Consider the following 15,195-nt stretch of genomic DNA (forward strand, 5'->3'; position numbering starts at 1 on the left):
CCCCTCGGTTTCCGTTTTACCTTATCGGTTCTGGCTTTCCGGCCAGGCCGTTCTCAATAGCGCAATCTGATTCCCGCAAAGGCCGACCGGCCAGCGGTGCCGAACTGGAAAATCGTTTCATAATCTTCATCAAACAGATTTTCGACCCGGCCGTAAAGCTCGATCCTGTCGGTGATCGGCATCGCGGCCCGCAGATCAACCAGCACATAGCCCGGCGTCGGCGTCGTAGTGAACGCATTGTCAAAACTCGCGCTGACATGGGTAACGGTCGCGCCGGTTTTCAAACCGAAAGCCCAGTCATAGTCGACCGATGTGTTGACGCTGTGGCGCGGCCGCCGGGCCAGGGCCCGCCCGGTGTCGCGGTTTTCGGCATCGATCAGGCTATAGTTAGTGGCAATCGTCAAGGCCGCCGTCGGCCGCAGGGTAACGCCCAGCTCAACCCCTTGGGCCCGCGCCCGGCCGACATTGTCATAGGTGCCGAAGGGCCGGTCGGTGCAGATGCCGGTCTGGACCGGACAGCCGATAAAGTCGATCAGGTTGCGGCTGTTGCGCCGGAACAAGGTCGCGCTGAGCTCCAGCTTGCCGTCGACCAGCAGCTGGGTGACACCGGCGTCCCAGCTTTTCGCGCTTTCCGGTTGCAACAATCGATTGCCAAAGTCGCTGAACAGCTGGAACAGGGACGGCACGATAAAGCCTTCGCCATAGCTCGCGCGAAAGGTCGTGTTGCCCGCATTGGGGCTGTATACGAGATCACCGGAGAAGGTTGTTTCGCCGCCGAAACTGCTATGATCATCATAACGCGCGCCGACATTGGCGGTCAGCCCCTCGAGCGGTGATATCTGCAATTGCCCGTAAAAGCTGGTCAAACTCGCATCCTGGACGGGTGTCACGCTGCCGAAGCTGGTGGCGCTGAAGCTCGATCTTTCGGCTTCGGCTCCGAAGGTGGCGCCGAAGACATCGGATATGGCGATGATTCCCTGATATTCGACCCGTTCATTCTCGCCTTGTGATTCAAATGTCTGAAAATCGAGATTGAAATTGTCGCGGCGGATATCGGTATAGGCAAAGGCGAAGCGATTGCGAAACCGGCCATCCCACAGCGCCAGGTTGAGCCCGGCATAACCGACAAATTCCTCGGTCTCGCTGGTCTCCGGTGTGTCGCCAAACTGGAAGGTCGGGGTGAAGCCGTCAATATCGGTCTTGCCGTCGGAATAATAGCCGCGCAGATCAACCGACAGGGCGTCATTCAATGTGACCCTGACCTTTCCGTTCGCGCCGAAATTGCGGTAGCCATCCGGCTCGACGCCGCCGCGGTCGGCATTAAAGGCGGAGAATCCATCGGTTGTGAAATAACCGGCACCCAGGCTCGCGGCGACCGGTCCAAAAGCACCCGAGATATTGCCGACCAGCTGGGCGGTGTCGCGGGACCCATATTCGGCGCGCGCGTTGATCTGGAGATCCTCCGTCGGTTCACGCGTGATGATGTTGACCACGCCGCCAATCGCCTGACTGCCCCAGATCACGGATTGCGAACCGCGCAGCACTTCGATGCGCGCGATGTTGCCGGTGAGCAGATTGCCAAAGTTGAATCCGCCGCCGGGCGAGGCCGGATCGTTGATCTTGACGCCGTCGATCAACGCCGCGGTCTGGCTTGCATTGGCGCCGCGGATATTGACGGCGCTGACTGTTCCAACACCGCCATTGCTGTTGATCGTCACGCCCGGAACAGTGCGCAGCAGATCGGTGACGGTGACGCTTTGAACCCGCGCGATCCGGTCGGCGTCGAGGACAGAGACGGTTTGTCCGGTCTGCGACAGATTCTGTTCGGCGCGGCCGGCGGTGACAATGATGATGTCGTCCCCTTGCGCAGCTTCAGCGGTTTCAGCGAGGACAGGTGGCGCCAACAGCAATGCTGCCAGTGGCGTAACGGAGAGAGTGGATAGATATGGGTGCACGATATTTCCTTTTTGACAATCATTCAAAAAGGCCACGCATATCGGCGCTCGTGGAGTCCCCACATGCGCAGCCCGAAGTTAATCGTCGCCACGCGAGGAAATCCTCGATCATCTGGCACACCCCGTCCACATGATAGAACGACAGCTACCGGCAGGTCTCCTGGCTCTCGGGTCATCGCATGATCCATCCCCTTCCCGGATTGCATAATCCAGTGGGCTATGACGGATCGGCTCACCAATCACAGTTGCGGGGGCAGCTTCGGATAGGATCCTGAAGGACCGTTCCGAATTCCCTTTTGATCCCGTCTCCGGGAACCTGTAGCAATCCGTTGGATAAGCGGATCACGGTTCTGGGGCAAGGGAAAACTGGTTTGGGTCAAGCCGGGCCGTGAGGATAAACCCGCACCCGGCGATCCCCTTTCAGGCTGGCTTTGCAGCCTCATCCAGACCGGAAAAGGCCAGCGTGTCCAGAATCGCGGGGTCAATGCCGGGACCAGATTGGGTCACGACGCGATCCTTTCGGTCTGAGCGGCCGGTATCTTGTGCCATGCCCGGGCGCTGTCATAGATGAAGCGCTCGCGGTGGATCCGGTCTCCAGACCATTGTTGCAGTGCAATTTCTTCCAACCGTCTGGTGGTGCCGGTCTGGTCCACCATATCGAAAGTCCAGCCAATCACGACATGGTCGCTGTCGACCAGAACCGGTTCCGGCGGATGGGCCCGCATTGCCTGGATATTGGCCGAGGCCTGCTGTTCATGATCGATCAGGGCATAGCGGCCGACGCGTGGCGGATGGTTGTTTTCCTGCATGCTGGCATCGGCGTGATAAAAATCCTTGATCGCGCCGACATGGTCGCCGGAAACGACTCGGTCGACAAAATTCTGCACGTGATTTCTGGAAGGCATCGGGGGACTCCTTTTGGGGTTGGGAAAGGGCTAGAGATTGAACACACGGCGGGCATTGCCGCTAAGAAAGGCTTCGGTCTGGTCTGGGGTCAGATCCAGAGCGGCGATATTTTTGAGGCATTGCACCGGCGACAGCATCGGCCAGTTGGTTCCGAACAGCACGCGATCAGCGCCGAGTCCTTTCATGTAGGTGACGAAATCCGGGGGGAGTCGGTGGGCCGCATAAGCCGAAGTATCGACATGAAAATTCGGAAATTTGATCGTCATCGACAGCAATTCGTCGATCCACGGAAAGCCGACATGGCCGCCGACCACAACCAGCTCCGGAAAATCCAGCATCACATCCTCGAGATAGGGGATGAGCCGACCGGTTTCCGACCGGCGCAGCGGACCGGTATGGCCGATCTGGGTACAGAAGGGCACGCCGAGATCGATACAGGCCGCATAAATCGGATAATAACGCCGGTCATTGGGCGGCAGATCCCAGAGCCACGGCACGATCCGGACACCGACAAACCGCTTGCCATCGACCAGCGCGCGCAATTCGCGCACCGATTCCATCGGCCGTGTGAGATCAACCGTCGCGAGACCGCGAAATCGGTCGGGGGCGGCATCAATCTGGGCGGCGACCTCGCTATTGCTGATCAACGATCCCTGCGGGCCATGCCAGGCCGACAAGAGCGCAATGTCAATATCCGCAGCATTCATGGCTTCCAGCGTAGTGGCGGGATCGGGCACCAAAGGCGCGTCATCCTGACTGGTCCAGCGGCGCAGCGTCGCCAGCCATGGCGCAGCCGCCATCCGCTCGGTTGTAATCTGTGCCCAGACGTCTATCGCTCCCATGAAAGCTCCTTTGGAATAAACTACACATATGTAGTATAATCCTGTTAAAGGAGAGTCAACAGGCAGGAGAAGCATCAGTGTCGGCTTCACAGCATCGTCTTTACTTTTTGTTGCAACGCAGTGCGCATGCGCTGAAGAAAGAGGCCGATGCCGCTTTGGCAGAAGCCGGCGGCATCACGACGGCGCAGGCGGCCGTGATCGGGATATTGGTCCAGGAAGGCCCAGCGTCACAAAAATTTCTCGCCGACCGGCTGTTGCAAAGGGAAAGTGCGATCACCACGATGGCCGATCGTCTGATCAAGGCGGGTTATGTTCTGCGCGAACGGTCACCAACCGACGGCCGCGCCTGGATATTGCAGGTCACGCCCGCAGGCCGCGCAGCGCTCGACGCCATCCGCGCGCCGTTTCAGGCGATCAACACCCGCCTCGATACCGCCTTCGAAGATGTCGACATGGAAAAACTGGCATCCGGCCTGCACAAATTGCTGGATGATTTTGGTCACGCGAAAACAAAGGCCGGATAGCGGGTGGGGCTGATACAAGCGGTGAGTGTGACTTTCGGTTGCTTCAAAGGACAGTCTGGTGGTCGTTCATTCTATAATCGAGATTGCCAGGCCGCAGGCAAGAGCTGGTTGTGGCAAATATCGCCACCCGTTTTTGTGTGAAGCTTGGATCGAAAAAAGAAGAAGCCAATGGTGCGCTTAGAGGAACCACGTTTGGTCACTAACTACTTGTTTTTAATTGGTAATGTTGTGAGTGATTTTGGTCATGCCCCCACTGATGCCCCCAGCAATTTATGGCCCATCGGGACCCCATAATGGCATTTATCTCATTGAATTATATAAATAATAATCTGTTCGATGCACAAGTTATGAATCCCGCTCGTTTGTTTTCAATAACTTAGCTATTTTCTTGCCCCCACGAGACGCTCAATGACAGAAAATAACTGTCAAATTTTCGGCTCGATGACTCACCACCGCACGCAATGTAAAATGAAACCTAGAGCGCGCGGATAGCGCGCTCGAAAACGCCCGGAAAATCGCCATTGTGAATATCTCCCAGCGCAGAGCGCGCTAATGGCGCGCTCCAAAAACCGCAGAAAAGCTTGATGCACCCGTGCGTGAGGTGTGTATCCATTTTGCTGCCTCGGTGCGAAGCATCGCGGGCAATATTCTGATCCAGAAAACCGTGTCCAATTGCGTCGGTGATTCTTTTGTAGTTTGGACACCCTGAACAGGCTTCTTGCCGGCGGCTTTCTCTAGTTCCATACGCTTGGACTCAGACGCTTCGGCGGCGTGATCCTAAAATATTATTGCCAAACTTTGAGGCAACTTGAATCACCAAACTGCAGCACTCTGGCTATCAAAAAAGGTATAGCCCTTTTTGGTACCGGATGCCCTTTGATACTTTGCTAAAAGTCCATCAAGACCTCGTAGTTTTTGCTCATCGGGTTGATGGACGCCAAAATACGCGTGTTTCGCAGCAGATTCGAAAATGGCACGGTAAATATGTGCGTCGTTTTCGTCTGCGCTGTGGCCGTAAACGAATATTGAGGCGGCGCTGTTCCTCAATGTATTATAACAAAACCGAAGATAAGCGACTGAGTTGATCTTCTTCATTTTTTGTGCACTTGTACCTTCCGCAACGTACACTGGAAGTCGCTGCTGGTTCTGAATAGTATCGGTGATGGTAGAAATCACACCATCACCAATGTCCACCGCCTTCATAGTCTCACCCTCACCATCATCAAAAAGGTGGAGGCCACCATGTAAATTGAATAAATGGCAATATGCGCTTTCGGAGAATGGTCCGATGAAACGTCCGGTATGTGCACCCAATCCAAAGCCGTCGCGGAGCAAGCGCTTCTCAAGATTAACCCAATAAAGCAAAAGGTCATAGTTCAATGAGAAGACAGTTACGAAATTGGCCAAAAAATTACCACTAGCCAAGACCCGCGAGCGGGACAGCTTGCGGCGCACCACAACCTCTTCACCATCAATAATCCCGTGAACCTCAAAGACCGACTTGGCTAAATCCAATCCTACTACCGAAATATCCTTCTTCATCTGTCCGTGCTCCTATGCTGGCGGCATCGCCACCTTCAATATACCAGCCCGAACCGGCTGGCGGTGCACGCCGTCCACTGCATCAAAAGCGGACGTTAGAAATTACTGGAATCTGCGCTATAGTTTTTCTTGAAAAACATTTGTCAAAACATCGAGAATTAAGATGCATTTTTTACCACATCGACCGATGTCGGAATCAAATTTACGCACATCTGACAGCTTCCGGCATTATGACATCAAGGTCTCGCCGACATCCAACAAAAAACAATACAAAAAGGGCTGACACCCACTACGTTGTTGACTTAAAGTAAACTTATGCTCCAGAGATGCTCCTGCTATATGAAGGATATGCGATATGTTGATGGCCAAACGCGCAATATTGGGACTGCTGTTTTGCATTTTTATCTTTGCCGTATTCGTTCTGAAATGGTCCGTTACACCGGTGCGTTCAGACCAATCGACTCCTGATCCGGCGATGGTGCATGCCAATGTTACGGGATCGCAGGCGGTTCAATTGCAGGAGGCATATTTCGAGCATAGTGGACTGAATTTACACTATGTCGAAGTCGGGACAGGCGAGACCGTGATATTCCTGCACGGCTTCCCATCCTATTGGTTCTCCTTCCTGCGTCAGGTTGAAGGATTGAAAAATGACTATCACGTCGTCGCGGTCGATGGTTTGGGTGCCGGAAAATCGGATGCACCGTTGGCGAGTGAGCCTTATAAACTTGAGGCAATGGCAGAGCATCTTAATGCCCTAATTGATCATCTGGGTGCGAAGAAAGTGCATCTGGTGGGGCATGACTGGGGATCGGCCTTTGCCATCGGATTTGCGCAGCGTTACCCGGATCGCGTCATCTCGGTAACCGGCGTTGGGGCAACGTCGCAGAATGTCAGCCTGCATGTTCTGGAGACAGATGAGAAGTCGCGTGAAACGGCGAAATATGTCGAGAGCTTCAAGAGCGCCAATCCGGCGCTGATTGTTGCGCTTGGAGGGGACAAGGCGGTTTATGATGGGGCCTATAAGCCTCTAGTTGAATCGGGCAAGCTTACCAATGAGGAAGGCGAACTCTTCCGAGCTGCTACGGGCGATCCCAGACGGATAAATGCCCATATAAATTGGTACCGCGCCAATTTACCTAGCCCAGACGAAATTTCCGAAGGAGACTTCTGGCCTTCACGAGAAGCGCGGGTAACTGTTCCTGCGCTGTATATCTGGGGAGAAAATGACCAGATTTATAGCCAGCCAGCGGTCGATCGGATGATGAGCCTATCCGACGATGCAGAGCTGCTGATGTTTCCGGAAATCGGTCATTGGCCGCATGTACGCAAGGCGGATGAAGTTACCGCTGCAATCCTCAAACATATCATCGCAGCATCAACTACTCCCTAAGCTGCTGCCCCCACAGCCGCTAACTAATCTTCCAAGGCGTAGGCGATAACATATCCGCCTTTGCCATCCCGTTGGCTTTGGGAATCGATATATTCATTTGTGGAAGGGTCCCGTGGGTAACGCCATGTCGGATTTGGAACAGTGACAATCAGATACTGCTTACCGTCCCTTTGCGAGCGGTAGGTCATTGGCGTGGCGAGACCATTGCCGGGCAGAGGCGACTCCCATTTTTCCTCGCCTGTTCGGATATCATAAGCGCGAACCTTGGCATCCATTGTTGAGCTCAGGAAGGTTAGGCCGCCGCGAGTGGTGAGCGTTCCTGCTCGCACCGCTGTCCCAACATCATAGGGGATGCCCGAGCGCAAGTTGAACGGACCGGATTGGCTCATGTCTCCAGCGGGACGGCTCCACAACAATTCCTTGGTGTTGAGGTCCATCACGGCAATTTGCGACCATGGTGGTTCGAAACATGGAACCTGTGTGCCCAGACGCGACATGAATGGCTGCGGATAGCCATAGGCCTTGATCTGGCGAATGTCATAAGGATCGTTGGGATCGGCATCACCCAATTTAGGCATCGGGTCATCCGGGTTCATTCTGACCGCGGGGTGACCTTCACCGAGCAGCAAAGCGGCAAGAGGTCCAGCCTCTGCAACTTGCTCTGGGGTGACCATGATCAGGCGATGGGCGAGCATCATCGGCGCAGCAATAAGCAAGCCATTGTCAGCATCAACCGATACACTACCCCAATTGAACCCACCAAAGTTTCCGGGATACAGCATGGTGCCTGTCTGGGTGATACCAGTAGCAAGAGATGGCGGCGTATACATGCCCTTATAATTCATCGTGCGATATTCGATCCGGCAAACCAACTGGTCGATCGGCGTCAGGCCCCACATATCTTTTTCATAGCGATAAGGATGAAAATTCGGCAGCGGTGAAGACGGCTGTGTTGGGGAGAGATATGCACTCTCTACGCCGCCCGTTTGCGGCGCTGGTTTTTCCTCGATCGGATGGACAGGCGATCCGTCACGGCGATCCAGCAAGAATATATCACCCATTTTCGTAGGAACGGCGACAGAAGGAACCATTTCCCAGTCACGTTTCACATCTACCAGCACGGGCTGCGCGGGAACATCATAGTCCCAGATGTCATTATGGACGGTTTGATATTTCCATTTGGCTTTGCCGGTTTGCGCATCAATCGCCACGACCGCTGAGGAATATTCATTGTCGAAATCCCTGCGCGCGCTGCCAAAATAGTCTGGGGATGCATTGCCGGTCGGGGCGTAAATTAGGTCCAGTTCGGGGTCATAGCTCATGATCGACCAAGCATTAGGAGTACCCGGTGTATAGGTTTCTCCCTCCGCCGGTGCGTCATTGTTGCCTGGATTACCCAGATCCCATGCCCACGAAAGTTCACCGGTCATGGCATTGAAAGCGCGCACTACGCCGGAAGGCAGGCCAAGATCCTGAGAGTCCGCAACCTGGCCGCCAATGACCAGATTATCGCCCGCTACCAATGGCGCGGAGGTTACCCAATACTTGAATCTTTCGTGATCGCCCAGGCCTTCCCACAGATTGACAACACCATTTTCTCCGAAGTCGGTACATGGCTTGCCGGTTGCAGCATCCACAGCGAGAATGGTCGCGTCGACCGTCGCGGTGACCACGCGTTTCTTGCATTGACCTGTATAGCTCTCGGGCGCTTCATGATATCCGACGCCGCGACAGGTCCGGGCATATTGATTTTCCATCGGCGGCTTGATGCCAGAATCATAACGCCAGATTTCCTCGCCAGTCGTATCGTCAATCGCCATCATGACATTGCGCGCCGCGCATAGATACAGGACACCATCGATGTTGAGCGGGGTCGCCTTGAAGTCTTCCTCTACACCTGTCCGGTACCGCCAGACCTCCTTCAGGCCGCCAACGGTTTCGAGATTAATGTCTTCCACAGTCGCGAAACGCGTGCCGCCTTCTGTGTTGCCATAGTGCCGCCAATCATCGGATTCGGCGACTTTGCTATCGGCGCGAACCGTTCCGGTGCTATTCTGCACATAGCTCGGAATGCTGGTAACCAGAAGCAGTGCGACCGATGCAAGCGAGGGCGCTCCGACCCACCAGTTACTGGGAGGTGCCGACGGTTCTGTCGTTGAATCTTTATCCGCCACTTTGGCCAGTGTTTTTCTGTACCAAGGCGTCAGGAACCATATTCCAAACCCAAGCCATGTCGCAAGACGCGGCAGCAGGGATAGAAAATCAAGCTCCGCTTCAAACAGCGACCAGATCAGAGTGACGACCAATAGTGCTGCATAAAGCTTCGGCGCTTTTGGATTGCGCCTGATGACCAGATAGGTGACTGCCAGCGTCGCGATGCCCGCAAGGATATAATAGGGGCTGCCGCCAAGGTAGACCAGAAATCCGCCGAGCAGCGTCAGGACCAGTCCCATCAAACCAAGCAATATGATGAAGACCCAGTGCAGAACCTTTGAAATGATCAATTCTTCTCTCCCTTCCGGCAACATCCAAGCCGAAATCTATGGCGGTCAAAGTGGAAAAATGGATGATCCGCCGTCAAGTACAATGCCCTGACCTGTCATGAAATCACTCTCCAAGGAAGCCAGAAAGACTGCAACCCCTTCCATGTCATCCAGCTCGCCGATCCGGCCAATGGCGGAGCGCCGACGTGCTGCATTCTGAAAAGCCTCACTCGTATCAAGTGACATTTCGGTTTCGATGAAACCCGGCATAATGGCATTGACGCGGATGCCGGCTTGCCCCAATTCGACGGCAAGCGCTTGTACCAATCCGCGTACAGCTGCTTTCGTTGTGGAATAGCCAGCTGCCATGCCGGTGCCGCCCAATGCGGCGACTGATGATGTCACGATCAAACGACCCGGAATTTTTCTTTCCATCATATGGGCGGTTACAGGCTTCCAGGTTTGAATGACGCTCATCAGGTTGAGGTCGATTGTATCAAGCCAGGTCTGTCTGTCTGTCTGATGTGAAAAGCCGCGATAACCAGTACCGCCGGCATTGGCGAAGCAACTGTCGATCTTATCATAGCGATCCAAGGTTTTCTCGAAGGCCTCGGCAATTTGCGCTTCATCGGTAACATCACAGGGGTAGGCTTCGACCTCGGCGCCCATTGCACGAAGCTCTTCAACCGCAACGCGATTTTTGTCCTTGTTGCGGCCCCAGATTGCGATTTTGGCGCCATGCTTCACCAGCCCGCGACAATAGGCCAAGCCGAGCCCTCCATTTCCGCCAGTAACGACGGAAACGTGATCCGAAAGATCAAACATCATTTTGCTAAATTCCTTCTACTCAATACCGTTATTCTTGAAATTGCGTGATGAAACCATCGCATCCGTGGGTGCAGTCTGCAGCCCAATCAGGTTACCATCAGGGTCACGCCCGAACATGATTTGTCCGCCATCCATCGGGCCGGGTTCCGTCACAACTTTACCGCCCGCCTTGACGAACTGTTCGCGAGCCAACTTCATGTCAGCAACATCAAATACGATCATGTTATAGCCGTGCGCATCAATTGGGCGTGGCTTTTCAAGGTCTTTGGTTGGGTGGCTATGGAACTGAAACATCTCCAGCTCCAGATTTCGAACCTGAAACCAGGCTGCTTCTGTCACGCCGCCTTTTAGACCGCTGACATTGTCACCTTCTTCACTCGACGATCTCGTGAATGCCCATTCACCGCCGCGACGCGGGGAAGGTTGATCAAGAAATACCGAATAAAATTTAACCAAACGATCAAGATCGGGAGAAGCAAGTGACACATGCCTTATACGGTGCTGGTTTTTCGGCGGTTTGGGCAAGTTCAGCTTGGAAATGTCCACATGTTCAATCTCGGCAATCAAGCCGTCAAAATCTCGTGAATAGGCGTAATAGACCGGATTTTTGGGATTGAGTTGCTGCATTTCTTTAGCGCCCATATGTTTGGCACCGCCAGCAAGAAATTTTTGATAGGATTCGGTTTCCTGCACAACCTGATAACAGACATGCATGATGCCGGGGCCCTGAACTTCCATATGCGGGGTGGCCTTTGCTTCATCGGAAGGGTTCATAAATGACATGAACCGCACCTGCGCATTTACGCTGCGCATCATCCGTGTGTCAGCTTCGACACCCGAACGACCAGCAATTTGATCAAACAAAGGATTGCCGGTGATTTTCGAGTCGTCGACGAGCTTCAGGTCTACTGCGTTCCGATAAAGTTCGATCGTTTTATCAAGATCGCTAACCGAAGCACCAACATAACTTACGCCTTTAATGACGGAATCTTCCGGTAATTCTGAACTGCCTGAAATTCGTGCGCAGGCCGATAGCAGCAGCGCAGCGCATAAACCCAGATGGGAAAGTTTCATTCCTTTGTCTCCATTTCAGACCGCAATTAGGGCCAAACTTGATCTGGCTGCATAGCTGTCGAAATTGCAAGCCTAGCCACCATGATGATTTTTACCACCTACCCTTCAAGTATACTTAAAGTCAATATAATGCTTTTCAATTCTCTATATATCGGTATATGGCGCGCATTATGTGGACTAAAGGTTCACAAATATGTTTTTTGATGGGAGGAATGAATCGATGTCTAAGCAATTGAATATTCAGAATATATTTCTAGCAGGGGTCAGTAGCCTAGCCCTATGTGGAGTCTCCGGGACCGCGCTGGCTCAGGAAGTTTCCGAGGCGGCCGACTCGGATAGCAATGTCATTATTGTCACCGCATCCAAGCGCGAAACGACGTTGCAGGAAACACCGATCGCAGTGTCTGTTACCACCGCTGAACAGATTCAGGATTCGCAAGTGCGAGATCTGATCGACATTCAAACTCTTGTTCCGTCTCTGCGCGTTAGCCAGAGCAGCCTGTCTTCAAATGTTAACTTCATCATTCGTGGATTCGGTAACGGCTCCGCCAACCCAGGAATTGAACCCTCAGTCGGCGTGTTCATCGATGGCGTGTATCGCTCTCGGTCGGCCTCGCAAATTGGAGACCTTCCGAATCTGCAACGTGTCGAAGTGCTAAACGGGCCGCAGTCTACTTTGTTCGGCAAGAACGCATCTGCCGGTATCATCAGTGTCGTGACCCAGGAACCACAATTCGAATTTGGCGGCTCGGCGGAACTATCATACGGCAACTATAACGCTATCGTTGCAAAGGCAGATATCACCGGGCCGATTAGCGATACTCTGGCATTCAGTCTTGCTGGCAATATTAATAAACGAGACGGTTACATCCGTGATGTTGTGATAAATAGCGATATCAATGACCGAGACCGCTGGGGTGTCCGCGCGCAGTTATTGTTTAAACCCAGTGATGACCTGAGTTTCCGTTTGATCGCTGACTATGACAAACTTGATGAGGTTTGCTGTGGGGCGGTCAATATTGTCGATGGCCCTTTAGGCGGGGTACTACAGTTTCTTGGCGGACAAGTCATTTCGAACGAACCTTTATCACTCCTCAGTACGGTGAATTACGCTCCGGAAAACAAAATCGAAAATTACGGCATTTCGCTGCAATCCAATTGGTCGATGGGCGATATCGATCTGACCGCCATAGGAGCCTATCGCCGTTCTGATGGCTTTGCCAATCAGGATAGCGATTTCACCAGCCTGAATTCCATTGGTGTCAACATCAACACGGTCGACATCAACACATATACGGCGGAGATACGAGCGGCTTCTGATTTTGATGGGCCCCTCAATTTTCTGATTGGCGGCTTCCTATTTCATGAGGACATCGACAGAGGTGCAAGGTTTGAAAACGGACCAGATTTCGTCCGCTTTGCCAACGCCGTTTCTGGCGGCGCCTATAGTGCGGTTGAACCCACGCTGCGCGCTTTGATCCCTAACATTCCGGCCGGAACATTCGGCGGTGTTGGTCAAGGCCGTATCCTTGACATGCAATATCAAAACACAGCCTTTTCGGTCTTCGGTCAGCTGGATTTTGACATAACCGATCGCCTGACCTTTACCGTCGGCGGCAACTATACGCATGACAAAAAAGAAGTGACTGCGAACAATGTCAGTACCGATGTCTTTTCCGGCATCGATCTGGTTCAGGCAGGCTTTAACCTCGCGATTTTCAATGGCGCAACACCGGCCCAGGCATCAGCGCTGGCATCCAGTGCCGCCAATCCGTTTCTGGGACTACGCGGGCTTCAGTTTAATCCGCCTTATCTGAATTTCCCTAACGCGGTAGAAGATGGTCGCACCAAAGACAGCGACTTTTCTTACACTTTCCGTTTGTCCTATGATGCCAATGACAATCTTAGTCTATATGCGACTTACGCCACCGGATTTAAGGCATCATCTTTCAACCTGTCCAATGACACCCGCCCGATCGCGGCGGATTTTATTCCCGGTTCGCCATTTGGATCCCCACCACCGGCGGCATCTCCCATTCGTGATGCCGGTCTGGCCGTCAACAATCTGACAACCGGATCCCGTTTTGCCGGGCCAGAAGAGGCGGAAGTTTATGAAATTGGGGTCAAAGGTAGCTGGGATGGCTTATCCGTCAACCTGGCGCTTTTTGACCAGACGCTGAAAGGTTTCCAAGCCAACGTATTTACCGGAACTGGCTTTATCCTAGGCAACGCTGAGGAGCAGTCGGTCAGAGGATTTGAACTAGATGCGATTATATCGCCAATCCCGGAACTGAATTTCACAGCTGGGGTATCCTATCTGGACTCCAAATTCGATCGCTTCACTGGCGGTAACGCTTTATCGCCAACCTTTGGGGTCGTGCCAACCGATTTGTCGGGCCAGCGCCCGGCAGGCGTTCCCAAATGGTCAATCGCGGTTGGCGGCACATATGCCCACGAACTTGGTGGTGGGAATAGCCTCAAATTCCATGCGGACTATCTGATGGAGAGCAATGTCCAGATTTCCCTGGGCGCTCCGCAATTCCGCCGTGCTGTTGAAACACTGAATGGCTCGATCACCTTCGGCATGGAAAACGGTTTGGATTTTTCTGTGTGGGGACGCAATATTACCAATAATGCTTACACAACTCTTATCTTCCCAAGTACGGGACAGCCCGGGTCACTATCAGGGTATCGGAATCAGCCGCGCACCTATGGCGGGTCTTTTCGGTTCAAATTTTAATCCCAACTATCTCCCGGGATAACTTTGGGCGGGTGAATTTATTCATCCGCCCTTCTTTTTAGTGACATCAGATGATTGTTGTTGGTTGCGATCGGTTCTTTTCAGTTTCGTTTCTGCCACGGAAACACCGTATCGCACGCCCATCATACCGCCCATCATCATGGATACCGTGAGGTCCTCGATCTTTTGGCGATCCATCTTGCTTCGCAGCAAAAAATCGCCTGCCGATGCAGGCAGACCAAAAGAAATATCAGTACTGGCTATCGCTACATCCATCGGAATATCAAAACTGTCTGACACCAGTTGTGCTAGATATTTCACCGCAGCTTCGCGCCGATAATGAGTTGGATCCTGTGTATCTGATATATTTGGATAAGCCTGTAGCTTTTCGATGATCAGGCCACGCTCTTCGATATAAGACAGATATACTCTGGTTATATTGCGAACCAACTCCTCATAGGTTTCGGCCTTTTCAGCGGCTTCCGCCTGCTGGTTCCGAAGGCTGGTGAATTCGCGATCAAGCAACTCTCTCAGCAGCTCCATCTGACTGCCAAAATATCTGTACATGAGAGTCTTGCTGACATTGGCCTTTTGACCAATCACTTCCAAAGACAATTGCGACACGCCGTCTTCGGCAATAAGCTCAGCAGCACTGTCGAGTATCATCGACCGGCGAACTTTGCGGTCGAAACGTTGTTGTGGTTTTTCCTTCGATTTTCCCATTTGGGACCGCTGCCTTTTTCAAAAACTTTTGCCTCAATAACAGTTTTTGAGATTTGACCTAGACCAAATTAATGGTGTTCGTTTTGGTAAATACTCACGATAAGCATAAAGCGGATCAATTATACTCAAGTCGCCATAGCCTTCATGCTAACATCCGCTTTTGGGATAAGGCGGAATCCGTCGGA

At 52.9% G+C, this 15,195-nt stretch carries 11 protein-coding genes, 1 pseudogene and 1 riboswitch; of the genes and pseudogenes, 3 read left to right on the plus strand and 9 right to left on the minus strand.

Going from position 1 to position 15,195, the window contains the following annotated elements; genetic code table 11:
- Window positions 1-53 precede the first annotated feature (53 nt).
- The 3 genes from ACZ1GS_RS00560 to ACZ1GS_RS00570 form a co-directional block, all read right to left on the minus strand.
- Window positions 54-1,955, minus strand: coding sequence for a TonB-dependent receptor plug domain-containing protein (locus ACZ1GS_RS00560; RefSeq protein ID WP_472696565.1), 1,902 nt, complete (start codon window positions 1,953-1,955; stop codon window positions 54-56).
- A gap of 133 nt (window positions 1,956-2,088) precedes the next feature.
- Window positions 2,089-2,290: riboswitch (cobalamin riboswitch) on the minus strand.
- 168 nt (window positions 2,291-2,458) lie between these two features.
- Window positions 2,459-2,860 carry a nuclear transport factor 2 family protein gene (locus ACZ1GS_RS00565; protein WP_472696566.1) on the minus strand — a complete coding sequence of 134 codons (402 nt, stop codon included), beginning with the start codon at window positions 2,858-2,860 and terminating at the stop codon, window positions 2,459-2,461.
- Window positions 2,861-2,890: 30 nt separating this feature from the next.
- Window positions 2,891-3,703, minus strand: a complete 813-nt coding sequence (locus ACZ1GS_RS00570; protein WP_472696567.1) for an amidohydrolase family protein — start codon at window positions 3,701-3,703, stop codon at window positions 2,891-2,893.
- A 77-nt stretch (window positions 3,704-3,780) separates the two neighbouring features.
- Here ACZ1GS_RS00570 and ACZ1GS_RS00575 point away from each other — a divergent pair, with 77 nt between their 5' ends.
- Window positions 3,781-4,227: a MarR family winged helix-turn-helix transcriptional regulator gene (locus ACZ1GS_RS00575; protein ID WP_472696568.1), complete on the plus strand. Its 447-nt coding sequence runs from the start codon at window positions 3,781-3,783 to the stop codon at window positions 4,225-4,227.
- 813 nt (window positions 4,228-5,040) lie between these two features.
- Here ACZ1GS_RS00575 and ACZ1GS_RS00580 read toward each other — a convergent pair.
- Both ACZ1GS_RS00580 and ACZ1GS_RS00585 read right to left on the minus strand, forming a co-directional pair.
- Complete coding sequence (locus ACZ1GS_RS00580) at window positions 5,041-5,652, minus strand: DUF4917 family protein (protein WP_472698042.1); 612 nt, start codon at window positions 5,650-5,652, stop codon at window positions 5,041-5,043.
- Window positions 5,650-5,769: pseudogene (locus ACZ1GS_RS00585) on the minus strand (IS110 family transposase); the annotation flags it as partial. The gene ACZ1GS_RS00580 and the pseudogene ACZ1GS_RS00585, both read right to left, overlap by 3 nt.
- 355 nt (window positions 5,770-6,124) lie before the next feature.
- Between ACZ1GS_RS00585 and ACZ1GS_RS00590 the strand changes: the two are divergent.
- Entirely contained in the window at window positions 6,125-7,162 is a 1,038-nt protein-coding gene (locus ACZ1GS_RS00590) for an alpha/beta fold hydrolase (RefSeq protein WP_472696569.1), read from the plus strand.
- 23 nt (window positions 7,163-7,185) lie between these two features.
- On the opposite strand, the gene ACZ1GS_RS00595 is transcribed toward ACZ1GS_RS00590, so the two are convergent.
- From ACZ1GS_RS00595 to ACZ1GS_RS00605, 3 genes are read right to left on the minus strand one after another with little or no spacing between them, the layout of a single operon-like run.
- The gene (locus ACZ1GS_RS00595) at window positions 7,186-9,666 is read right to left on the minus strand and encodes an outer membrane protein assembly factor BamB family protein (protein WP_472696570.1); all 2,481 of its coding nucleotides are present in this window, start codon (window positions 9,664-9,666) and stop codon (window positions 7,186-7,188) included.
- A gap of 45 nt (window positions 9,667-9,711) precedes the next feature.
- Window positions 9,712-10,473 (minus strand): SDR family NAD(P)-dependent oxidoreductase, encoded by a 762-nt coding sequence (locus ACZ1GS_RS00600; protein ID WP_472696571.1) that lies wholly within the window; start codon window positions 10,471-10,473, stop codon window positions 9,712-9,714.
- 15 nt (window positions 10,474-10,488) lie between these two features.
- On the minus strand, window positions 10,489-11,547 hold the full coding sequence (locus ACZ1GS_RS00605) for a VOC family protein (RefSeq protein ID WP_472696572.1): 1,059 nt from the start codon (window positions 11,545-11,547) through the stop codon (window positions 10,489-10,491).
- A gap of 220 nt (window positions 11,548-11,767) precedes the next feature.
- On the opposite strand from ACZ1GS_RS00605, the gene ACZ1GS_RS00610 reads away from it, so the two are divergent.
- Window positions 11,768-14,287, plus strand: a complete 2,520-nt coding sequence (locus tag ACZ1GS_RS00610; RefSeq protein ID WP_472696573.1) for a TonB-dependent receptor — start codon at window positions 11,768-11,770, stop codon at window positions 14,285-14,287.
- 42 nt (window positions 14,288-14,329) lie between these two features.
- On the opposite strand, the gene ACZ1GS_RS00615 is transcribed toward ACZ1GS_RS00610, so the two are convergent.
- The gene (locus tag ACZ1GS_RS00615; protein WP_472696574.1) at window positions 14,330-15,010 is read right to left on the minus strand and encodes a TetR/AcrR family transcriptional regulator; all 681 of its coding nucleotides are present in this window, start codon (window positions 15,008-15,010) and stop codon (window positions 14,330-14,332) included.
- Between the last annotated feature and the right edge of the window lie 185 nt (window positions 15,011-15,195).

Source organism: Parasphingorhabdus sp. W113, assembly GCF_055693205.1.

Bases quoted from the DNA above. Each gene is read 5' to 3' on its own strand.
- ACZ1GS_RS00605 (WP_472696572.1), bottom strand. From the start codon at position 11,547: ATGAAACTTTCCCATCTGGGTTTATGCGCTGCGCTGCTGCTATCGGCC.
- ACZ1GS_RS00570 (WP_472696567.1), bottom strand. From the start codon at position 3,703: ATGGGAGCGATAGACGTCTGGGCACAGATTACAACCGAGCGGATGGCG.
- ACZ1GS_RS00565 (WP_472696566.1), bottom strand. From the start codon at position 2,860: ATGCCTTCCAGAAATCACGTGCAGAATTTTGTCGACCGAGTCGTTTCC.
- ACZ1GS_RS00600 (WP_472696571.1), bottom strand. From the start codon at position 10,473: ATGATGTTTGATCTTTCGGATCACGTTTCCGTCGTTACTGGCGGAAAT.
- ACZ1GS_RS00615 (WP_472696574.1), bottom strand. From the start codon at position 15,010: ATGGGAAAATCGAAGGAAAAACCACAACAACGTTTCGACCGCAAAGTT.
- ACZ1GS_RS00610 (WP_472696573.1), top strand. From the start codon at position 11,768: ATGTCTAAGCAATTGAATATTCAGAATATATTTCTAGCAGGGGTCAGT.
- ACZ1GS_RS00590 (WP_472696569.1), top strand. From the start codon at position 6,125: ATGTTGATGGCCAAACGCGCAATATTGGGACTGCTGTTTTGCATTTTT.